21 protein-coding genes are annotated in these 23,374 nt (G+C 34.0%); 5 read left to right on the top strand and 16 right to left on the bottom strand.

The annotated features are described in order from the left end of the window. Positions 1–146 precede the first annotated feature (146 nt). The gene (locus AC6CHR_RS19770) at positions 147–302 is read right to left on the bottom strand and encodes a stress-induced protein, KGG, repeat-containing protein (RefSeq protein WP_498250743.1); all 156 of its coding nucleotides are present in this window, start codon (positions 300–302) and stop codon (positions 147–149) included. Between the two features lie 231 nt (positions 303–533). Between AC6CHR_RS19770 and AC6CHR_RS19765 the strand changes: the two genes are divergently transcribed. Continuing rightward, positions 534–977, top strand: coding sequence for a cupredoxin domain-containing protein (locus tag AC6CHR_RS19765; protein WP_498250741.1), 444 nt, complete (start codon positions 534–536; stop codon positions 975–977). A gap of 209 nt (positions 978–1,186) precedes the next feature. After that, a complete protein-coding gene (locus tag AC6CHR_RS19760) occupies positions 1,187–1,333 on the top strand; it encodes a hypothetical protein (RefSeq protein ID WP_498250740.1) in 147 nt (48 codons plus the stop codon). Positions 1,334–1,452: 119 nt separating this feature from the next. Here AC6CHR_RS19760 and AC6CHR_RS19755 read toward each other — a convergent pair whose 3' ends face one another. The 3 genes from AC6CHR_RS19755 to AC6CHR_RS19745 form a co-directional block, all read right to left on the bottom strand. Then, on the bottom strand, positions 1,453–2,637 hold the full coding sequence (locus tag AC6CHR_RS19755; protein WP_498250739.1) for a DHH family phosphoesterase: 1,185 nt from the start codon (positions 2,635–2,637) through the stop codon (positions 1,453–1,455). Between the two features lie 110 nt (positions 2,638–2,747). Next, on the bottom strand, positions 2,748–3,257 hold the full coding sequence (locus AC6CHR_RS19750) for a GNAT family N-acetyltransferase (RefSeq protein WP_498250738.1): 510 nt from the start codon (positions 3,255–3,257) through the stop codon (positions 2,748–2,750). A 187-nt stretch (positions 3,258–3,444) separates the two neighbouring features. Beyond that, on the bottom strand, positions 3,445–3,651 hold the full coding sequence (locus AC6CHR_RS19745; RefSeq protein WP_498250737.1) for a DUF6501 family protein: 207 nt from the start codon (positions 3,649–3,651) through the stop codon (positions 3,445–3,447). Between the two features lie 230 nt (positions 3,652–3,881). On the opposite strand from AC6CHR_RS19745, the gene shc reads away from it, so the two are divergent. Beyond that, positions 3,882–5,765 (top strand): squalene--hopene cyclase, encoded by a 1,884-nt coding sequence (shc, locus tag AC6CHR_RS19740; protein ID WP_498250736.1) that lies wholly within the window; start codon positions 3,882–3,884, stop codon positions 5,763–5,765. Between the two features lie 39 nt (positions 5,766–5,804). Here shc and AC6CHR_RS19735 read toward each other — a convergent pair whose 3' ends face one another. Both AC6CHR_RS19735 and AC6CHR_RS19730 read right to left on the bottom strand, forming a co-directional pair. Then, positions 5,805–6,137 carry a hypothetical protein gene (locus AC6CHR_RS19735; protein ID WP_498250735.1) on the bottom strand — a complete coding sequence of 111 codons (333 nt, stop codon included), beginning with the start codon at positions 6,135–6,137 and terminating at the stop codon, positions 5,805–5,807. Between the two features lie 95 nt (positions 6,138–6,232). Beyond that, positions 6,233–6,643: a hypothetical protein gene (locus tag AC6CHR_RS19730; RefSeq protein ID WP_498250734.1), complete on the bottom strand. Its 411-nt coding sequence runs from the start codon at positions 6,641–6,643 to the stop codon at positions 6,233–6,235. Positions 6,644–6,976: 333 nt separating this feature from the next. Between AC6CHR_RS19730 and AC6CHR_RS19725 the strand changes: the two genes are divergently transcribed. After that, positions 6,977–7,858, top strand: a complete 882-nt coding sequence (locus tag AC6CHR_RS19725; protein WP_498250755.1) for a superoxide dismutase — start codon at positions 6,977–6,979, stop codon at positions 7,856–7,858. A gap of 258 nt (positions 7,859–8,116) precedes the next feature. Here the strand turns inward: AC6CHR_RS19725 and AC6CHR_RS19720 are convergent, their stop codons facing one another. The 6 genes from AC6CHR_RS19720 to AC6CHR_RS19695 all read right to left on the bottom strand — a co-directional run bounded on the left by AC6CHR_RS19720 (position 8,117) and on the right by AC6CHR_RS19695 (position 18,738). After that, positions 8,117–9,463, bottom strand: a complete 1,347-nt coding sequence (locus tag AC6CHR_RS19720; RefSeq protein ID WP_498250732.1) for a sodium-dependent transporter — start codon at positions 9,461–9,463, stop codon at positions 8,117–8,119. A 393-nt stretch (positions 9,464–9,856) separates the two neighbouring features. Beyond that, positions 9,857–11,110 carry a 2-oxoglutarate dehydrogenase complex dihydrolipoyllysine-residue succinyltransferase gene (gene odhB / locus AC6CHR_RS19715; protein ID WP_498250731.1) on the bottom strand — a complete coding sequence of 418 codons (1,254 nt, stop codon included), beginning with the start codon at positions 11,108–11,110 and terminating at the stop codon, positions 9,857–9,859. 126 nt (positions 11,111–11,236) lie between these two features. Further along, positions 11,237–14,071, bottom strand: a complete 2,835-nt coding sequence (gene sucA / locus AC6CHR_RS19710) for a 2-oxoglutarate dehydrogenase E1 component (protein WP_498250730.1) — start codon at positions 14,069–14,071, stop codon at positions 11,237–11,239. Positions 14,072–14,515: 444 nt separating this feature from the next. Continuing rightward, entirely contained in the window at positions 14,516–16,435 is a 1,920-nt protein-coding gene (locus tag AC6CHR_RS19705; protein WP_498250729.1) for a vWA domain-containing protein, read from the bottom strand. 10 nt (positions 16,436–16,445) lie between these two features. Beyond that, entirely contained in the window at positions 16,446–17,333 is an 888-nt protein-coding gene (locus tag AC6CHR_RS19700; RefSeq protein WP_498250728.1) for an ATP-binding protein, read from the bottom strand. A gap of 352 nt (positions 17,334–17,685) precedes the next feature. Then, entirely contained in the window at positions 17,686–18,738 is a 1,053-nt protein-coding gene (locus tag AC6CHR_RS19695; RefSeq protein ID WP_498250727.1) for a C40 family peptidase, read from the bottom strand. A gap of 813 nt (positions 18,739–19,551) precedes the next feature. Here AC6CHR_RS19695 and AC6CHR_RS19690 point away from each other — a divergent pair. Next, positions 19,552–20,916 (top strand): MATE family efflux transporter, encoded by a 1,365-nt coding sequence (locus tag AC6CHR_RS19690; protein WP_498250726.1) that lies wholly within the window; start codon positions 19,552–19,554, stop codon positions 20,914–20,916. Between the two features lie 107 nt (positions 20,917–21,023). Here the strand turns inward: AC6CHR_RS19690 and bshB2 are convergent, their stop codons facing one another. The 4 genes from bshB2 to rarD form a co-directional block, all read right to left on the bottom strand. Further along, a complete protein-coding gene (bshB2, locus tag AC6CHR_RS19685) occupies positions 21,024–21,689 on the bottom strand; it encodes a bacillithiol biosynthesis deacetylase BshB2 (protein WP_498250725.1) in 666 nt (221 codons plus the stop codon). 61 nt (positions 21,690–21,750) lie between these two features. After that, a complete protein-coding gene (locus AC6CHR_RS19680; RefSeq protein ID WP_498250724.1) occupies positions 21,751–22,101 on the bottom strand; it encodes a YojF family protein in 351 nt (116 codons plus the stop codon). Positions 22,102–22,103: 2 nt separating this feature from the next. Beyond that, positions 22,104–22,385 carry a protein YoyC gene (gene yoyC, locus AC6CHR_RS19675; protein ID WP_498250723.1) on the bottom strand — a complete coding sequence of 94 codons (282 nt, stop codon included), beginning with the start codon at positions 22,383–22,385 and terminating at the stop codon, positions 22,104–22,106. 25 nt (positions 22,386–22,410) lie between these two features. After that, entirely contained in the window at positions 22,411–23,352 is a 942-nt protein-coding gene (gene rarD / locus AC6CHR_RS19670) for an EamA family transporter RarD (protein WP_498250722.1), read from the bottom strand. Positions 23,353–23,374 lie beyond the last annotated feature (22 nt).

The raw sequence follows: 23,374 nt of genomic DNA, 5'->3' as shown, positions 1-23,374 counted from the left end.
AGAAGGTCAATTCTATTGATTGTTAACCTTGTTTTTCCCTTAATTTGTGTTAGCTTGTAACCACTTTTTGATAAATGTTCTATTTTCATTGACATAATAAAATAGTTTCCTTTTGAAAATAAACAATCTATCTATTAGAGCGAGTGTTATTGCCACCTCGTTCCAATTTCTTGATAACATTCTTTATCATGATCACACGACGTTTTTTCTCCACCTTTTCGTCCGATATCTTCAAAAAACTCCGAATCATGGTCTTGAGCATTCGTGTTACCACCTTGACGACCAGCTTTTTCCCTACTCATTCTGCTGTTCTCGTTATTTATTTTGAAATCCTTCTTTAGGTTTTGATATTGTACACTTGTTCATATACCACCTATTACATACTTCAAACACTTCTGTCTAAAGCCAGGAGAATATGACTAAATACCTCGATAGTTAGCTAGATTCTTCTATGAAAAGAAAATCTTTTAGACAAGTTCTCGATCATTTTGTCATATAGATAGGGTAGACATGTTTTAAGAGGAGGGTCTCTGATGAAATTATTAATTATTAAAAAAAAATGGGTGCTAATTGTTTTTGCAGCTATCTTTGTCGGTGGTGCGTTTTATTACACTAATGAAACAGTTCCTACCTTTAAACCTGATCAGAAACAAAGTCAAAAACTGATCGTTAATATGGTAACTGGGGAATTCAAAACCACAACTGCTGATGGAAAGAAAATTGAAGCATATCGATGGGACCCTGGTACAATTGTAATTCCGAAAGATACAGATGTTTCTTTAAGTATTTTTGGAGTAAATGGAGAAGAACACCCATTTTACATTAAAGGAACAAACATAAAAGGAACTGTCAAAAAGGGTGAGGAAACAATCGTACCTTTATATTTTGAAGAAGAAGGCACATACCAGTTAATATGTGATATTCATACACATGAAGGTCACGGTGTTCCTATGACTGCTAATATTGTAGTTGATTAAAGTACTTTCCTAATAAGGTTTTTTCTCATGACTTATAAAAATCGCCCAATGGATTTTTATAGCAAATAACGATATATATAAAGCAGACCTTTTGTTGTAAAAACAGCTTTGATTATAAAAAAATTTCTTATCGGAGTAAAAAATGGTTTAAGTCATTAAAAATCAGGGTATTGGACTCTATAAAATTTATTAACAAAGGTGGTTTACTATTGCAGGTTATTTATAATGAGGAATTATATGAGGTCATTTATTCATACTCTAGTGGATATTACGAACTAAAAAGTGCTGACTCTGGAAACAGTGATGTAATATTAGTTCATCGATCAGAAATAACTCTAATAGAAACCATTAAGTAGATGAGTAAGCAGTAATTAATAGTACAATTAAACGTATTGAAAAAAAGGATGCGAATAAACAAAGAGACTCCCTTTGCAATTGCTAACGGAAAAGAGAATGACTGAGTCATTCTCTTTTTTTACTTTTTCTGCTTATAAGATTGTTTCAAATAGTTAATTAATTGGTCATCCTTGGCAAGACCCACTGAATATGACCTTTTTAAGAATCTTTCTGCCATGTCATACGATTGATATGCCTCTTTCAGCAAGACATGATTCTTTTCAATCACCCATTGCTCTTTCGCATCTTTGTAAAGGAGATATTGTTCATCAGCCTTATTTTCATAAAGAGCGCACCTCTGCTTGTTATTATAATGATTATGCCTTGCATCTTCTTTTAGTGGCTTGATACTAAATGGTTTTTCGATAAACACCTTATACGCTTCCTTGGTTAATTGGCAACCAGCTGCTTTAGCATGTCCACCACCACCGTACTTTGAGGCAAAATTAGAGACATCTATATCATCATGAATCGTACGGAAGCTAATTTTTTTACTACCCATATTCAAAATTGAGATACAATCTAAATGAGGATACTCCTTACCAAGTGCATTACCTAACTCAGAGTGATAAGATTCAGCATGGACAATACCAACACAAATGTCACCTATATAGGATTGAACTAATTCTCTTCTTTTTCGACGAATATAACGTTCGGTTTTTTTCTCTTCTATATCAAGTAATTTTTCTTCAAATTCATCAAATGAAAAATGTTCATCTTGTTTAAGTCGTTCCAGCATATTTTCCTCAAATTCATTAATAGATTGCATATATAAAAGATCATTTAGTCTTTTTGCCTTTATATTTTCTTTCTTTTCCCATTCCCACGTATCGTATTGTCTTACTAGCTCAACATATTCATCCAATGCTGTGGTTGAATGTATTAAATTTTGATTAACCAAATAACTGTAAAAAAGGGATGTTGCAGAAGCTAGCCTTCCTTCGGACTCTTCGACCTTTACGTCTCCCCATTCATATTGGTTAAAATGAAGGGCTGTCTTATGATGATCAATTAATTTTATTTTTCCACCTTTTGCAGAATATTCATTTAATCCTATTTCATTCTCTTTGTTTACGGATAAATCAGTTATGTAAAGTTGGTGACTTGTCTGATTTCCATGTTCATTAATGAATTTTTCAACTTGATAGTCAAGACTGTTGACTGAATGGTACTGTACATCTATGTTGTCTTTAAAAGCGTATTTGGCTAGAATTCCACAGCTCACACCGTCTAAATCATTATGCGTAAATAATTGATCTTGCATGGATTCACCTTCTAATTTCAACTTATTTTGAATTTCACTTTATTAAGTATTTGTTATACCTTATAGATACTATTCAACCGCAAAGGAATTATATCTAGTGTTCCATCAATTTATTCGTTCATTCGCCTACCAAGAATAAGTAGATCCCTTTCAACACCGTCCATATTAGCAATTTTTGGCAGGTGTGCCCACTTTTCAAAAAAATACTTTTCAAATAATTTAATACTCGGTTTATTATGTCCAAACACAAATGCTAATAATGTTTTGATCTCTAATGTAGCACTCTGTGATATTGCCTTTTCAAGTAATATACGAGCATAGCCTTTCCCATGTACAAGGGGATCTAGATAAATACTGACTTCTGCGGTGCCATTATAAGCTGGTCTCCCATAAAATGATTGGAAGCTTAGCCAACCCACAATCAATTTATTTTCTTCAATTACCCATAATGGACGATGATGCGAATTGTGATCATGAAACCATGATATCCTACTTTCAACCGTTATTTCAGATAAATCAGCTGTTGCGAGCTTTCCAGGTATAGAAGTATTATAAATCTCGATAATTTTCTCGAGATCTGCAAACCCGGCATCCCTAATGTTTATACTCATCTCACCCATATCCCTCTCCTCTTTCTTGATAACGATAACTAGCATTCTTTATTTTAAAGTTACGAATTATTCCCTTAACTTTTTTTGTTTATGCTAAGACTGAGTAGTCTAATTCTTAACATACGAAGAAAGATGACCCCTTGGCCACCTCTACATTTTAATAGGCTCTTTGTTCATCAATGAAAACAGCCTCTTATTAAGATTGCACCTCAAAATATTCTTTATAATAACCGCCAACTTTACCGGTATTATCTATTACAAAGAAAAATTCTTCAGTTTCATTTTGTACATCATACTGTTTACCAGTAGTTAGTGCATTGTTCACCATATATTTTTTTGCATTTGTATGTACACAGGTTACTTTCATAATTGGTGATGTCGACTGCCATGTTTTATGTATCAAATGAATCATTCCTCTCTTCTTTCTTCTTATTTTATATGATAATTAAGAAAATGCAAATTGCATGTTCATTCTGAAAATCGAGAAAAACTATTTCTTAAAAGGAGTGCAATCATGTTACAACCTCTTATCTCGCCCGCCCTAATGAATAATAGTGATAGTTAATTCGTTTTTTTTCCTTTAACATATCACGAAAACAGCATGCATACTCATAGTATGAGGTGAATAATCCTATGGTTTCAAAAGAGATGATAATCCGAGAAATTGAAACTAGAATAGAGAAGTTAACCAATTTACAATTAAATAATGGATCCTGGAAATTTTGTTTCGAAGGTGGTCTGATGACTGATGCATTTATGATTATTACATTAAGATCGTTACAAATTAAAAACGAAGAGGTTTTAATAAAGAAATTAACGGATAGGATTATACACTTACAATCTGAAGAGGGAACTTGGAAGGCATATCCTGATGAATTGGGTGGTAATCTATCTTCAACTGTCCAAGCATATACAGCATTGCTCTTTTCTGGTGATTATTATCAAGACCATCCTTTTTTAAAAAAGGCAGAAATTTTCATAAATAATAATGGCGGTATTTCCAAAACTCACTTTATGACGAAATGGATGCTAGCTGTTCATGGCTTATATCAGTGGCCTACATTCTTCTATATACCTATGACATTTCTTCTTCTACCTACAGCTTTTCCAATTAATTTTTTTCAGTTTAGTTCCTATGCAAGAATTCACTTTATTCCAATGATGATTGCTGCAAATAAAAAATTTACACTTCATTCGAAAAACACTCCGAACCTTGATCATCTTACTAATCGTTCCACATCTACTGCTGATATGAATGAATGGGATGTATTTGATCACGTTCGTTTTAACAAGGGGTTTGTCCATGAAATGTATAAACTCTATCACCTTCCGAAATATCTTCATCGATTAGGCTATGAGCGTGCAGAAAGATATATCCTTAAAAGAATTGAACAAGATGGAACGCTTTATAGCTATGCAAGTGCTACATTCTTTATGATCTATGGTCTATTAGCATTAGGTTATAAGAAGGATTCCCCCATCATAAAAACAGCAATAAATGGTTTAAAAAAACTGGTCACAGAAGAATGTGATGGGATTCATTTAGAGAACTCAACCTCGACCGTTTGGGATACCGCGTTAATTTCCTATGTATTACAAGAAGCTAACGTTGCGGTTCAAACACCCACGATAAAAAAGGCTACCAAATATATTCTATCGAAACAACATTCAAAAAAAGGGGATTGGAAGATCCACAACCCATCAATCCATCCTGGTTGCTGGGGCTTTTCTCATAATAATACAATTAACCCAGATAATGATGACACTTCTGCAGCGTTAAGAGCAATAACAAGAGAATCAATGACAAATAGAAAGCTAAGTCATGCTTGGTATAAAGGAGTGATATACTTACTTTCGATGCAAAATGCAGATGGAGGCTGGGCAGCTTTTGAGAAAAATACTGATTTTGAGCTTCTAACATACCTTCCTTTGGACAATTCAGGAGATGCTGCAATTGATCCTTCAACAGCTGATTTAACCGGTCGAACACTTGAGTTTTTTGGTAATTATGCGAACCTTACATTAGATCATCCTAGCATTAAAGCAGGTGTACGTTGGTTGGTAAACAATCAAGAGGGTAATGGTTCATGGTACGGTCGTTGGGGTGTTTGCTATATATATGGTACATGGGCAGCAATAACAGGTCTCATTTCCGTTGGGGTGCCAGTAAACTCCCCTACAATAAAAAGGGCAATAAAATGGTTAGAAGCTATCCAGCTTTCTGATGGTGGCTGGGGGGAATCATGCGAAAGTAGTGTCGAAAAACAGTATATCCCACTACAGTTTAGTACACCTGCACAAACATCATGGGCATTGGATGCGATTATTCAATCAGGAGGTAAGAAGAGAGATTCCGTAAAAAAAGGACTTACATGGTTACTCCAGGAATCTAAGCAAAAAAATTCATTAACGTATCCAACTGGAATTGGCTTACCAGGACAATTTTATATAAATTATCATAGTTATAATCAACTTTTCCCTCTGTTAACACTAGCACACTTTCTTAACAATCGGTAAATCTGATTTTATGTATGTAAGGAAGTTAATGACATTCCATTAACTTCTAGTTGGTCCAAAGAGCCGTAAACCAGGTACATTAGAGTGTTTATCTCTTTCAGAAGGAAGAGTGCTTCCTTTTTCCTTCTTGTATGAAAGATGTTCCCATTTTGAAACGGCATGTTCAAAATCTTCATTCGATATTTGTTTTGTTGCTAGTAAAGAACATAACATAGCGTATCCGATTGGTCTTGTGTCTACTTCTATATTTATATAAATATCAACATCTGAATTTCCACTTCCGCCAATAGTTGAATGATTATTATCTGGATCTTTATTCGCTACTCTATTAAATGAGTGTATAGAACTATCACCATTGTTTCCTTTTTGCATATAAATAGCTATCCACCTTCTTTGAATAAAAGAGGTGGGAACGGTATATCCATTCCCCACCATCATATTAAAATTACTTTATTTAATAACTATTCTTAGTCATTATTATTATCTTGATCGTTATTTTGTTCGTTATCCTGATCGTTATCCTGATCCTGTTCAGAATCAGCTGTTGCTCTTGATCGAACGCGTGAAGTAGAATCAGAGTTTGAATCTACATTTACATCTACGTTAACTTTTGCATTACCCGAATTATATACATTTGCATTATTTGTATTTTTATCAACTGTTTTAATATCGTTTTCGTTGTCAACGTCTGTATCATTTTTTAACCAATTATCATTTTCAAAATCTACATCTGAACGACTCTTACTTTTCGAATCACCCGATTTTGCTTTTGAATCACCAGAATTTGCTTTTGCTTTCGCTTTCGCTTTCGCTCTAGAATCACCACTTTTGTTGCTATCGTCACTATTACTTCTTCCTGGGAACCATAAGTTACTCATAATTTATTCCTCCTTTCATTGTCTTACTAGTACTATATTCAAATTCTATGAATATGAATGGACGAAATCACTGATAAAAGAATGGAATTTTATTTAAGAATGAAAATATCAGGGCTGTTTAATAGCTTCCTAGTTTTTAGATATTAATTGTATAAGCTTATAAAACTTTATCTATATTGACGCTACTAGACAAAAGTTTAACAATTCTCACCTTTTCTTAAAAAAATCTTATTTGTTGATTCCCTAAAAAATCAACCTTTTGAATCACAAGCATATATTGTCAACGACTGTATTTAAGGAGGGATTGGCTTGTCGGAAGATTACAATAGTAAAATGAGACACTGGTGTGAGGAAATGTTAGAGAGTTATGATCGTTCATTTAACGAATTACGTGAATACGTGGATAGAAATGAATTAGAAGAATGGAAACAACAAGTAACCGTATTTAAAGAAGATTTAATGGCGGAAAATACTCTACCCTTTATGGAGATTTATGATCGCGCAAACAAATTATACTTACAATTTGATGCTTACCTCGATATTCAAAATGAAAGTGAAACAAATGAAAGTCTACGTATTCAAGCCGGTACGGTTCCAATTGGTGAACATACACTTCCACCACTGCCTTACGATTATGATGCATTAGAACCTTATATTGATAAGGAAATTATGAGACTTCATCATGATCAACATCATAAGGGCTATGTAGAAGGTTTAAACAAAGCAGAAAAACAGATGCAACAAGCCCGTTTGAGTAATAATTATAGCCTAATTAAACACTGGGAAAGAGAAGCTGCATTCCAAGGTGCAGGACATTACCTTCATACAATTTTTTGGAATATCATGAGTCCTAATGGTGGAGGTCAGCCTTCAGGAATATTAATGAGGGAGATTATTCAATCTTTTGGTAGCTATGAAAAATTTAAGCAGCATTTTACAGAAGCAGCAAAAAATGTAGAGGCAGTTGGGTGGGCTATTTTAGTTTGGTCTCCTCGCTCCAGACGATTAGAAATTCTTCAAGCTGAGAAACATCAAAATCTAAGTCAATGGGATGTGGTCCCAATACTTGTTTTAGATGTCTGGGAACATGCGTATTACCTTCAGTATAAAAATGATCGGAAAAAATACGTAGATAATTGGTGGAATATTGTAAATTGGCGAGAGGTAGAAAGACGTTTTCATGAAGCACAACAATTAAAATGGCAACCTTTTTAACAGGGTCTTCCTAGAAAAGTGCCGGCGCTAGTTTAGCGACGTATAAGATAAACAGGAAGTTCGAAAAGCGAAAGCGAAAACAATTCGATGTTAACTCTTATTGAATAAGGCATGTGAAGGTCATTAGTCGCCTAGAGTTTGCAGCTATACACCAATCCTATACGTAATGAGCGCATTAAAATTCGAGAGTAGTATAAAAAAGGGAGATGACAAAATTAAGTCATCTCCCTTTTTTTAGGATTCAGTTGTAACGTCGTTTTATATAATACCTAAACTATCTAAAAATACTAAAATGATGATAATTGGCGCTAGATATTTTAATAATACATACCAAATAACAAAAAGTTTTTTACTAATCGAAGATCCTTGAGATAACTCATTAAAAAGAGTTCCCTTAGATAGTTTAAGTGGTACAAAAATTGAAATTAGTAGTGCACCCAGAGGCATCAAAATATTACTAACTAAAAAGTCAGCTGCGTCAAAGATTGATTCATCAAAAATCGTCACATGACTTAAAATACCATAAGATAATGCTGAAGGAATACCAACAATAAAAATGCAAATTCCTATCAGCCAGGAAAACTTCTTCCGTTTCGATTCAACACCTTTTGCCAGTGGAGCCACGATAATTTCAAGCATAGAGAAAGCTGATGTTAATGTTGCAAATAAAAACAATAGTAAAAAGGCTATTAAAAAGAAAACACCAAACGGCATTTGGTTAAATACAATTGGCAGTACATTAAATAACAATACTGGTCCTGCATCAGGTGCTAAACCAAATGAGAATACTGCTGGAAAAATAGCTAATCCTGCTAATAGAGCTACTAATAAATTTAAGCCGACAATAGAAATAGCAGCTTGTGGAAGATTCTCCTTTTTCGATAGGTAAGAACTGTACGTAACCATTACAGATACCCCAACACTTAAAGCAAAAAACGATTGACCCATCGCATATAAGATCGTCTCAGATGTTAATTTTGTAAAGTCTGGTTTAAGGAAAAATATAATACCTTCCATAGCTCCATCTAATGTGATGGATCGAACTATTAAGATTAAAAATATAATAAAAAGGGCAGGCATCATCAAGCGACTCGCCTTCTCAATACCATTTGAAACTCCCTTAGAAACAACAAATATCGTTATCAATAAAAATAATAGCTGGGCAAAAACAGTTAATCCTGGATTAGAGATACTTTGTCCAAATAAGTCACCGTATTCTTTATCTGTGAGTCCACTTAACCCTCCAGTTAACCCCTTAAATAGATAAATTAAGACCCATCCACCTACCACACTATAAAATGATAGTAAGATAAAACAAGTAACAATCCCTAATCGACCAATCACATGCCATGAAGAATTTGGGACAATTTGTTTATAAGATTGAATTGCATCCTTTTGAGTGCTTCTTCCAATTATAAATTCACCTACTAATAGTGGCAAACCTACCAATAAAGTGAATAATATAAAGATTAATAAAAAAACACCACCCCCACTAGTACCCGCAACATATGGGAATTTCCATATAGCTCCTAGACCTATTGCGGAGCCTGCAGCAGCTAGAATAAAAGCTACCTTTGAAGACCATTGCTCTACATTGTTCCCCACAAAATCACCTCGATGTTTTTTCCTGTATGCTAGTTAGATTAGTCATGATTTTGTATAAATCAATCTAATAACCAATACCTCACAAACAAATATATAGGTTATCATTTTAACATTTTACCACTATAATTTAAATTGCTAATTTTTTAAGAATATATCTCCATGATAAAAACAAATAAAATTCATTTATCAATAATCGAATTTGGTTATTCCCACCACAAACTATCAGGCTAGTAAAAAAGTTCAAAAAAAAGGAATGATGGGAACCACCATTCCTTTTTTCCTGTCTAGGAAATTATAAAATCCTTATACTTTGGATAACCACTTCAACATTCTGCTCCAGTAGTCAGACTTTGAATAAGTAGGATGCCTTGGATAAAAGCCTGTTTTTTTCTATTAGCCCTCTAATAATAAAGATTCTGGATCTTCAAGAAGTTCTTTAACTGTAGCTAAAAAGCTAACAGCTTCTTTTCCGTCAACAATACGATGATCGTACGAAAGAGCGATATACATCATAGGTCGATTTTCCATTCGTTCTGCATCAATAGCAACTGGACGCAGTTGGATTTTATGCATTCCAAGGATACCAACTTGCGGGCCATTTAAAATTGGTGTTGATAACAATGAACCGAATACTCCACCATTTGTTATCGTAAATGTACCACCTTGTAAATCACCTAAAGCTAGTTTATTATCACGAGCCTTTAAAGCAAGATTTAATATCTCTTCTTCGATACCAGCAAAGTTTAAACGATCTGCATCACGTACTACTGGTACAACTAGACCTTCTGGTGCTGATACAGCAATTCCAATATCATAAAACTTTTTCTTTAAGACTTCATTGCCTTGGATTTCAGCATTTAATAATGGGAATTGTTTTAATGCTGCTACAACAGCTTTTGTAAAGAATGACATAAATCCTAAACGGACATCATGCTGTTCGAAAAATTTATCTTTACGACGCTTACGAAGATCCATAACAGCAGTCATATCAATTTCATTAAATGTCGTTAACATTGCAGCTGTTTGTTGTACTTCAACTAAGCGATTAGCAATAGTTTGTCTACGTCTTGATAGTTTTTCACGCTCTACAGGTTTACCCGGTTGTTCTTGAGCAACAACTTGTTTCACAGGCGCCTTTGGAGTTGAAGGTGCTTGCTCCGTTGAAACAGGCTTTTCTGAATGTGCTTCAACATCATGTTTACGAACACGGCCAAGTGGATCATTCACCTGAACTTGTTTTAAATCGATCCCTCGTTCACGAGCTAGCTTTCTAGCTGCTGGTGAGGCAATTGTCCGTTGTTTGTTATCTTCATCTTTTTCAGCAACAACCATTTTTTCAGGTGTTTCTTCTTTATTCTCTTTTACAGATGCTGTTTCCTGTTCTGTTTTTGTAGACTCAGATGAAGCTTTACCACTTTCATCTATAACCCCTATTATTTCTCCAACTTGAACCGTATCTCCAGATTCTTTGTGTAATTCCTTTAAGACTCCTGAAAATTCAGCAGTTAATTCTACATTCACTTTATCTGTTTCAACTTCTAATAGATACTCACCTTTTTCAACTGCATCGCCTGGATTCTTAAGCCATTGAGCAATTGTTCCTTCAGTAATAGATTCTGCCAGTTCTGGTACTATAATCTCAGCCATTTTGGTTCCCCCTAGAGCACTTGCTTACTAGTAGCTCTCGCTGTTAATGTATTGTAAGTCATTAACAGCGAATAATGATTGAAAGCAAGTCCTTATTTTTCACTTTGTTATATAGCAAATGGTCAGTTACTTATTCCATGTTAATGCTTCTGTTACAATTCGGTCTTGGTCTTTTTTGTGGATATTTGGATCACCTTCTGCAGGACTTTGTCTTCTTCGTCTCCCTATATATTTTACAGGGACGCCTTCTGGTGCAATATCACGCAATCTAGGATCAATAAACAACCAAGCACCCATGTTCTGTGGCTCTTCTTGAACCCAAGCAATTTCCTCAAGATTTACTAAACGATCGAGAATGGATAAAATAATCTTTTTAGGGAATGGATATAGCTCTTCCACCCGCAAGATATGAACACTGTCTTGCTCACCTTCAAGAGAATTTAATTTATCTGTCAAATCAATTGATACTTTCCCACTACATAACACCAATCTTTTAACTTTTTCAGGAGATTTCCCTAGCCCTGGTTGTTCTATTATTGGTCTAAATTCTCCTTCACTTAGCTCTTGAAGTGATGAGATCGTTTGTGGATTTCGTAATAAGCTCTTAGGTGTCATAATAACTAATGGTCTTACTTCTTCACGTTTTAATAAATCAGCCTGACGGCGTAAAATATGAAAATATTGAGCAGCACTAGTCAGATTTGCAACCTGCCAGCTATCTTCTGCAGCTAACTGTAAAAAGCGTTCTAAACGTCCACTTGAATGCTCTGGACCTTGCCCTTCAAAACCATGTGGTAATAGCATGACTAACCCAGATTTTTGTCCCCATTTAGCTCTACCTGCAGCAATAAATTGGTCAAAAAATACTTGGGCAGCGTTTGCAAAGTCTCCATATTGTGCTTCCCATAATACCAATGTTTCAGGTGCATACACATTGTATCCATATTCAAAACCGATGACAGATCCTTCTGAAAGTGGACTGTTGTGAACAGCAAATGAAGCTTTGGCATTTGGTAAACGATGAAGCGGCGAGTAAAAATCTCCCGTTTCAACATCATGTAAAACGATATGTCTCTGTGCAAAAGTACCACGTTGTGAATCTTGTCCTGATAATCGGATAGGTGTGCCATCTTCTAAAATGGATGCAAATGCTAAAGCTTCACCTAATGCCCATTCTACTTTGCTATCTTCAGATAGCGACTTTGCTCGTTTTTCTAATATTCTTTGAAGCTTAGAAAACACATTAAAATCTTCCGGCCATTTCACAAGTTCATCATTTAATTTCAGTAACTGTGATTTATTTACAGATGTTTTTAAGTCTGGTAAGCCACTGTTAACAAATTTAGGCAATTTAATTTCGTGAACCTGTGCTACTTTTTTATCTGGAACTTTTTGAAAGGCTTTTTCAAATGTTGATTGGATATCTTCATTTATTTTCTCAATATCTGCTGACTTTAAAACACCTTCATCTTTTAGTCTATCTCCATAGATTTCACGAACTGTTGGATGTTTTCTAACCTTTTCATAAAGCTTTGGCTGAGTCATTGCTGGTTCATCCATTTCGTTGTGACCAAAACGTCTATAACCTATTAAATCAATAAGGAAATCGCTTTTGAATTTATTTCTGTATTCCATGGCAATATAAACAGCTGCTAAGCAAGCCTCAGGATCATCAGCATTAACGTGGACAATCGGTATTTCATAGCCTTTTGCTAAGTCACTTGCATACTTAGTAGAACGCGAATCACGACTTTCCGTTGTAAAACCGATCATATTATTTGCGATGATATGTATCGTTCCACCTGTTTGGTAACCTGTCAACTTATTCATGTTAAGAGTTTCAGCGACTATTCCTTCTCCAGGAAATGCAGCGTCCCCATGAATTAAAATTGACATAGATGCATTAACATCTTGCTTAGGGTATCCTTTTTCAGTCCGTACTTCTTGTGCAGCACGAGTATAACCTTCAATAATCGGATCAATGAATTCTAAATGGCTCGGATTGTTACCTAACGTTATTTTTGCCCGAACTGTATTATCATCCTTTATTTGTTTATTCGCACCTAAATGATATTTAACATCACCGCTCCAACCATAATTAATACCTATTGAACCTTCGGATGGAACTAATTCTTTATTTGGTGCATGACGAAATTCAGAGAAAATAATTTCATATGGTTTTCCAAGTACATGGGCTAACACATTTAAACGACCACGATGAGCCATTCCAATATTTATCGTATTGGTTCCTACTTGAACACCGCTAGAAATCAATTCGTCTAAAATTGGAACTAGCATGTCCAATCCTTCGATCGAAAAGCGTTTTTGTCCTACAAATGTACGATGGAGATATTGTTCAAAACCTTCAACCTCTGACAATCTCTTTAGTATAGCTGTACGCTTAGCGTTTGATAGTTCATGAAAGATTGTGCCTGATTCTACCATTTTTACTAACCATGTTTTTTCTTCATAGTTATGTACATGAGCAAATTCAAATGCAATCGAACTTTTATATACTTCTTTTAAGTATTGGTAGGCTTCTAACCCATTTGTTACATGTTCTGGTGCATCTTTACATAAAAGGTTTACAGGTATTTCTTTAAGGTCTTCCTCTGTTAAATCGTATTCTTCTAGTAATAGAAATTCATTTTTTTCAGTATTTTCTTCTAACGGATAGATTGATGCATTTAGATGTCCATAACGGCGAATATTCGTCGCTAAATTGACTGCTTCTGCAACTTTAGTCATTTTATCAGCATTAATAGATTCATGCTCTGCTGATGTTGTCATTTGATTAGTCTGTATAGAAGGAGAACCCCAATCATCAAAAATTTCTTTTAATTCTATGTCAATAGAGTTTGGATCTACTTTATAACGATCAAATTGCTCCATGACATAGCCGAGGTTTGGACCATGGAATTCTTCCCAAGGGAATTTCCGCTTAAGTGTGCCTTCTGACATCTAACATTACCCCCAACTATTCTTTAAATGATCAGAAATTCTTCTGATGCTTAGGAAGGATAAATATTATCCTACAATATTATTTGTTGTTGCAAGTATAGTAGCATGATATTAAAACGCTTCCAAGACTATTTTAACATTGCTAAGTCTACATTCCAAGCAAGTTTCAATAAAAAAAGTCAAAAAATATAATCTTTTTACCCAACCTCTGACCTAAGATGAAACTGTTTTGAATTATCAGAATTGTCAAACTAAAAACTTGCTATTACTTAATTCCATCATACACCAAATTGTCTAAAAAAAGCACAATATTTATTATATTAAAGTATATATATTTGTGATTTTACAGATAGATCTGCGTTAACGAGTTCTATTACTTTCAAACAACCCATTTACCAAATAATGCCTCTAGTATCTTGTATAGATCTAGAGGCAATTAATAGATTATATCGTCTTTAATAATAGTCGTTTCAACAAAGGGAATAGCTTATCAGGTAGCTCTTCGATTTTATCAACAAAAACACTATACTTACCATATATATTTTGAATTGTTTTTTTTGTTGCCTCATCAATTTCACCCTTGGATAGAAAAACGTTCATAACTTCTATACCAAGCTTTCTGGCTTCTAGCACTGCTTCATGTGTATCGATAATACCATTTCTTTCATAACCCATTGCTGCCGGTTCACCGTCAGAAAATACTAGGAGAAATTTTTGTTTTTCATTTCGTTTCATTATCTGTTTTGTCATATGTCTAATTGCATAGCCATCACGATTGTCTTCCTCAGGTGAAAGTTGCATAATCTCAGGTCCTGATTTCTGTTTGATGGAATCTTCATAAGAAATGACCGTATGAAAGTGATTTGGTTGTTTTGTTTTAGAAGCTTCATTCGTATCTTCCCAAAATCCAACAATTTGATGAGAAACCGAAACGGACTTAAGTGTTTCATGAAATAGGATAATCCCCATTTTCGTTTGTTCAATCTTATCGAACATTGATGCAGAGCAATCTACTAATAAAGTAAATACTGCATCAATTTGTGGGGACTTCTCTTGCTTTTTATAAAAAAGTTTCGGATTATCATCTGTTAATAACCTTAAAAGCTTATTATTAAGTCTTCCAATATGAAGATCAGTCCTTGGAAGTGTTCTTTTATGCTCTAATGTTTTCTGGATCATCAGTTTTAGTTTATTCTGAAATAACAAAACATGATTACGGTCGCGATTATAGTTTTCGATTTCACTTGCTATAGGTGGTCTAGCTGAAATGAATATAGGAAAAGCATATTTATTTTCTTTCCCATATTCAAAATTCCCTGCGACTTCTCGCTCATCACTTTTATTTTCAAGTGCCTCTAGCTTTGAATAATCGTTCTTCTTTGCCTTTTTCGAAGTCCCTTGTATCATTGCTAGAGCTTGATCACCATCATCACCTTCACGGACTATCCCATCGCCATTAATTGTCGTGTTGGTTCCTTGTTCTAAATCAAACTGTAAAAAACTTTTTGTAGGTTTACTTGTCTCACTATGCCAAGTCGGTAGTTTATCCTCATGTACATCTTCATCACCTTTTTTGGCATCCTGTAGTACATCTTTGTTTTTTAACTTTGATTTCCGTTTTATTTCATCAAAAATATTTTTATTTTGAATAGAATCATATGGTAAATCTGGTAGATAAAAATACGTATTTAGCATATCCTTTTCCAATATTTCGATTAAAACATCACAAATAGCTAAAACGATCTCTAAAACTTCCTTAGTTTGTTTAGCTTCATATACTTGGACTATTTTAGATTCTATAAATGGTAATACACGATCTAAAGCAATCGGTAAATCAGGATGTCGTTCTAATGGAGATTGTGCTGTTAGGCGTAAATAAAGTAAATTAAAAAGAGCATCTGTCATAATATTCCGTTCTAAATGAATAGTAAGCTGACTTTCAAAATATTTTCTATATAAGCTTCTTCTTATTTCAAAAGCTTTTGTTGTACCAGGTCGCTCTTTTTTACATAACTCTTCAATACGAATATCCTCAAGCAATATACATAATTGTTTTGAAAAACTTAATAGCTTTTGCTTCTTAGCCTTTTCGATAAACAAACCAATTTCTGTATAATCGGTGTAATAAAAATTGCCAATACTCCTTAAAAAAATGTCACTCTTTAACGCCAGAACAGATTCACTCTTTTCACGATGGTCCCAAAAATGACTTACATAAATTTTTCTATCTATAGGATCTAGATAGGACTGAACACTATAGTCAACTTCTATATCTTTACGTTTTGTAAGTGCTTTTGCAAGATCTGAAAGTTCCATGAATAGGAAGGAATCAACCTGTTGATCATTAAATTTAATAAATCTCATCGTAAGAACCTCACTCGAATAAAGTTTCTGCTAGATTTCGAATAGCAGCTTTCTCTCTCTCATCCTCGAGCTTATCAACTATGCTTCGTTCGATTGCACGAAGTGGTGGTAAATATCTAGCTAAATCACAGGTATCTATTAACGCACGTATCGATGCTGCTTCCTCTGATACTTGTCCGTTATATACAAGTACGAGTAAATCAGCTGACAATTTTGTAAATGAATCTAATAAGGACTCCTCTTTAAGCTTAGACTGTTGTTGTAAGACTTTTTTTAATTCTGGACCTTGAATGTAAGGAACATCAATAACCACAAAGCGGTTCTTTAATGCTTCATTTAATGGAACAGTTCCAACATACCCTTCATTTATAGCTGCAATGACTCCGAATGATTCATCAGAGTTAATAACTTCACCTGTAAAAGGATTTGTAATCCTTCTACGATAATCTAACACTCCATTTAATATTGGTAATGTCTCGGGTTTTGCCATATTGATTTCATCAATATAAAGTAAATGACCACTCTTCATCGCTTTTACAACTGGTCCATTAATAAATTCTATTGTGGTAGACCCATTATTGTTTTCAATTGTTTTAAAACCTAATAAAGCTTCTGCATCCATATCAATCGAACAATTAATACTATGCATTGGCTGGTGAAACAAGTAAGATAATGTTTCTGCAAGCTTTGTTTTGCCAGAACCTGTTGGTCCTTTCAGCAGTATATTTTTACCTATTGATAAAGCAATCATTGCATCTATTAAAATCGATTCATTTGATGGAGTAAATCCACCCTTCCCAATCAACAAAGTATCATCTTGATTTACCGATCTCGAATAACGATCACTTATTAAGGCTCTTATTTCATCTGGTAAATTAAAAGATTGTAAATTATCCATATATAATCCTACTTTCATCTGCTATCTGCATTACTTATGAATCATTATAAAGCTTTGATATATTACACTAAAAAATTCTAACCAAGCATGAGTATACTAGAAATAAGAGTAGTATTCAAAGAAAACGGAAGGAATTAGAGGGTAACCGATGAACTTAATAAATACTTTTAACTTCAATATAAATTCTTAAACTGAGCGATTTCCAGAGTAATTTAGCGTAAAGAGTACGATAATATACTAACAACGTGTTCACTAGTACTTTGTACGGAAAACAACAATTTACGCGAAATTAGACTCCAAATAAAAAACCTCAAAAAGAACCTAAGGTAGGTCTTTTTGAGGTTAAACTCAATTAATTTGTGAATCGCTTAGCACCTAAGTACCGCTCTTTCCAATACGAATTATTTAAATTCGAGATTGTCACACCCGAACTGCTCGCATGAATAAATTCATTATTTCCTAAATAAATTCCCATATGTGAGGGACCTGCTTTATAGGTTGTAAAATAGACAAAATCACCTACAGAAGGCGAACTAATAGACTTCATCATATCCCAATATCCCGCAGTACTTAAGCGTGAAACAGATGTAACTTTATTTAGCACATAATAAATATACCCACTACAATCAAAACCTGAAGGCGTATTCCCAGCCCAGCGATATGGTACTCCCATTAAAGATTTTGCTTCACTAATCATTTTATCAATTTTAGCTGATGAACTAGGGGTAGAAGGAGTGACTGTATTGTTAGTATCAGGCTTTATTATTTCTTTGCCCGACAGCTTTAGAACCTGACCTATCTTTATTAAATCTGACTTTAAGTTATTTGCAACTTTTATTTCTGCTACTGTTAACTTATATTGATTGGCAATTTTCCAAAGTGAATCACCTGGCTTTACAGTATACGTAACATTACTAATTGACCCTGTCTTCGCAGGGGCACTTACTGATGATCCATCGTTTACCGGGCTCTTAACTACTTCACTTTTCACTTTTAGAGTTTGACCTATTAGAATCAGATCACTTTTTAAGCCATTAAGTTTTTTTAATTCATTTACTGTTGTGCTATAAGACCTAGCAATAACCGATAATGAATCTCCAGATTTCACTTTATATGTTATTGTTTTTGATGTCGTTGTGTTAGTTGGTTTACTAACTGTTGGAGCCTTTACAGACGTATTGTTACTCGTTTCGCCTGGTATTTCTAATACTTGTCCAATCCTTAATAAATCCGATGATAAGCTATTGATACTTTTTAATGTTTGAACAGAGGTATTGTAATCCCGAGATAATCCCCAAAGAGTATCCCCACTTTTCACTTTCACTTCCTCTGCAGCCGCAAAGGATGTAAACAAGGATGATCCTACTACAGCAGTTGCTGTCAATCCAATCAATTTTTGTTTCATTATAAACAGTACCTCCTAGGTTTCTATACAAAAATTAGTTTAATAGATTATTAGAATAAAAACTACAAAAATATGAGGAAAAAGGTCCAAAACAGCCAAAAATAGGTAAATAGATACATAACTTTATCATTATAATCATACATAACCTTACATGAAATGACAATCATTTCTTCAAGATAGATAGTGAGAAATGAAAAAAAAACAGAATCTATTAAAATTCTGTCCTCGAATAGACCTAATTGTTGTTAGTAGGAAATTTTCATTAATGGATTCTAGTTCTGTTTAACTAGATGATTGATTTTCGACTTTTTGATAGCACTCCCACTTCAGTATATGGTTAGTAACTTTAAATAATTTTTTACGAAAGAACGATTTTCGAAAGCTAGTTTTATTCCATGGAGATTACTAAGTGGAAATATCCCCTATCATCTAGCAATCTCTTCATCATTTCAATTTGTTCAATATCTGACTTGATGAAATGTATGATGATTTTTTCTATAAACGTATGATTCGTTTTTTCCGTGATAGCTTAAGTTTTGTACCGATTAAGCAAAAATGTAAAACAATTTACATTTTCTCATGTATTCTTTCCAATTTTTTCTCCATACTATTAATGGAGGTTTTGTTAAATGATTACACAAAAAGTGCTTCAATATACATTTAGTATATTTGGGGTTTTATCTTTAGGCTTCTTTTATTATCAAATGTTTAAAGGAGAATCTCGCAACGACGATAAAAAATCAAAATAGATATCATTTTGTTTCTATCATGTTATAATCTCTTAGTCCAACATGAAGAAACGAGGTATTTCAATTGAAAAGAACTGCAACAAAAAGAGATAAAATCATTCTATTTTCAAGCATCTTATTTCCAATCCTAGTAACTCAGCTTGGTTTGTACTCTATGAACTTTTTTGATACGACTATGTCTGGAAAAGTTCATCCAAATGACCTAGCTGGGGTTGCAATTGGTTCTAGCATCTGGGTCCCTGTATATACGGGATTAAGTGGAATTCTTCTATCAATTACACCAATAGTGGCTCAATTAATAGGTTCAAAAAACAAGCAAGAAGTACCGAAAATGGTTGTCCAGGGCTTATATTTAAGTGTCGTTATTTCAGTTATCGTTATCATTCTAGGTTATTTTGCATTAGATCCTTTGCTAAACAACATGGGTTTGGAACAAGAAGTCAAACATATTGCTAAACAATATTTAATAGCATTGTCTTTTGGAATTCTTCCATTGTTTTTTTATGCTGTTATCAGATGTTTTATTGATGCACTAGGCTTTACTAGAGTCACGATGTTTATTACACTTTCGTCATTGCCGATTAATTTTGCACTTAATTATTTATTTATCTTTGGAAAGTTTGGATTTCCTAGGCTTGGTGGGATAGGGGCAGGTATTGCTTCTGCCATAACATATTGGTGTATTACAGGTATAGCCGTTTTCATCGTTATGAAACAAATACCTTTTAAAGACTACAAAGTATTTAAAACTTTCTATTCTATATCTATCAAATCTTGGTCTGAAATATTAAAAATCGGTGTACCTATCGGACTAGCAATCTTTTTTGAAACAAGTATATTTGCAGCAGTTACCTTGTTAATGAGTCAATATAATACGATTACAATTGCTTCACACCAGGCAGCTATTAACTTTGCTTCGTTTCTTTATATGCTTCCACTTAGTATATCAATGGCTCTAACAATTGTTGTCGGCCATGAAATTGGTGCGAAACGTTTTAAAGATGCCAAGTTATACAGTTATTTAGGAATTGGCATGGCACTTTTCCTCTCTGTGCTTTCTGCCGGATTGATCTATTTTTTCCGTCCTGAAATCGCATCAATTTATACATCTAATGCATCTGTTCTTCAGCTAACCCAAGACTTTTTAATCTATGCGATTTTCTTTCAGTTGTCAGATGCAATAGCAGCTCCAATTCAAGGAGCATTACGAGGATACAAAGATGTTAATGTTACATTTATTATGGCTTTAGTTTCCTATTGGATTATCGGATTACCTGTTGGTTATCTACTTGCCAGTTATACAACGTTAGATGCTTTTGGTTATTGGATCGGTTTGATTTCAGGACTCGCAGCTGGAGCAATATGCTTATCAATAAGATTACGTGTTATTCAGCTCAGAAATGAAAGAATGATATACCAAAAAAGCTAATTCACTCAGTGAATTAGCTTTTTTGGTGGAGAAAAGGGGATCGTATCTCCTATTATAATGTTCTAGAACTTGATTATTTAAAATGGGCCTTATTTTTTAAATTGATGTTAATCATTCCATTTATACGTATAATATACTTCTTTCTCAAACCAATTCAGCGCTTCGGGTACCTTATTTAATAACTTTTCTTCCATTTGTTTAAGCATTCCTTCCGTTTGGGAACGGTGGGCCTTTAATGCTTTTAATTTTATGTCAGCTACATCAGTAATATTAATCAAAACATCAGGTTCGCCAATGATTTCAACACGATTTTTTGTAATTCCCATACAATAAGTCAATGGTCGTTTTTCAATTGGACGACGTTGCAATGCCCTAATAACCGCTGCACCGCACGCATCATGATCTGGATGTACACCATGACCAGGATAAAACGTTACAATAAGTGTCGGTTCCAATTCATCAATCAGCTTTTCCATCACATCTGCTAATTCTTCATCATTTTCAAATTCAAGCGTTTTATCTCGCAGTCCAAGCATTCTTAAATCTTGGATATCCATCGCCTTACAGGCATCCTCTAATTCCTTTTTACGAATAAGTGGAAGTGATTCTCGATTTGCGAAAAGGGGACTTCCCATATTTCTTCCCATTTCACCTAACGTACCACATGCATACGTTACAGGAATTCCTGCTTTTCTCTTTTGAGCTATTAGTCCTGCAACACCGAAAGATTCATCATCCGGATGCGGTAATATAACTAGAACATGTTCTCTCATCTTCATTCTCCTCTGTACCATTTATTTGGATAAAGTTCTTATCAAAGCATTCGAACGACTTTTAATAGTGAAAAGGCTTTTCACTTATTTGCAGAGCAATAGCTAACTGTCCTTCTGAGTTATGACCAGCCATTAACAATTGATTTTCATCGTTATAAACCCAATCAGTCAACCCTTCCGCATAAATCCAACCTTCATCCATTTTTAAACCCACTCGAAATGGGCCATTCCCTGTTATTTTAGCTTGATTATATATCACCTTTGGATTTCGAATAAACGCAACAACCGTCATATTCCCCTCGTTTTTATGGGCATTATATGCACCTGTTGTTGTTTCTAAATGGATATAGACTGTTTTGTTTAAGAACTGATCTAAATACGCTTGTACTTCCTGTTTTGTTATTGAGTTCATCTTTATTCCTCCTCAAGATTCTTAGCTTCTAATTTTTCAAGCACATTGTTATGGAAAGCAATTAGTCCCACCTTTTCACTATCATTTAGTGAAGAAAAAACAATTCTTTTAATAGCCAAGTGGAATTTCTCGTATTTGTTTTTCCGAAGTCTGGGGTGGGTCATCTCATCCCTAAGATCTTTTTCAATTGCAGACTTTAATGTTTTCAACTCTCCATTTTCAACAGGTAATGCACGTTTGGTCCAGAGTTGTCGATAAGCATCTAATAATTCCGTCGCATCCAAAGTTTTCCCCTCAATTTCTTCATTTTTACAACTCAACCGAACTTTTTTTCAATAACTTAATTTCTACACTTCGAAAATATTTAGAATTGGACAATGTAAATAAAATTAATGCTGCCCATATAAACATAAAAGTAACCATTTCTATACTAGTAAATGGCTCTTTATATAATAGAATCCCTATTAATAAAGTAATTGTTGGAGCAATATATTGAAGAACACCTATCATAAATAACGGTATACGTTGTGCACCGCTAGCAAATAACAATAAAGGTATAGCTGTTGCAATACCTGCACCTATTAATAATGCATTAGTTGTAAGATCAAAGACAAAAAACTCTGATTCACCATTACTTGCAATCATCAATAAATAGTAAGCGGCGATTGGTGTTACAACAAGTGTTTCAAATGTTAATCCAATAGCTGAACTGAATTTTGTCATTTTTTTGGTTAATCCATATAGACCAAAGCTCAATGCTAAAGTGATAGCTACCCATGGAACATTTCCATAATACAGTGTCATTATGATAACACCTATTGCAGCTACACACATCGATACCTTCTGCCATAAATTCAACTTTTCTTTAAAGAAGATCATACCTAATAGAACACTAATCAATGGATTTATGTAATATCCTAAGCTTGCCTCTATCATATGATCATTATTAACCGACCAAATATATACAAACCAATTCGTACTTATTAACAAGGAAGAAATAATTAAAGATACAATTAAGAGTGGTTTTTTCACCATCCGCATACTTGAATCAATAACATTTTTCCAATCTTTATTAATGGTTAATAAAACAAGCATAAATAAAAATGACCAAAATATCCTGTGAGCTAAAATTTCTTCTGCTGAAACATTATCGATCATTTTCCAATATAAAGGTAAAATACCCCAAAGAAAATAAGAACCTGCTGTATACATAAGTCCCTGTTTATAAGTATTATCATCTGATGTTGTCATTCTATTCCCTCGATTCGTCCAT

The sequence above is a fragment of the Metabacillus sp. GQ13 genome, from assembly GCF_059758525.1.
The sequence above is the reverse complement of the archived record's forward strand: the minus strand, read 5'-3'. Positions and strand labels throughout refer to the sequence as shown.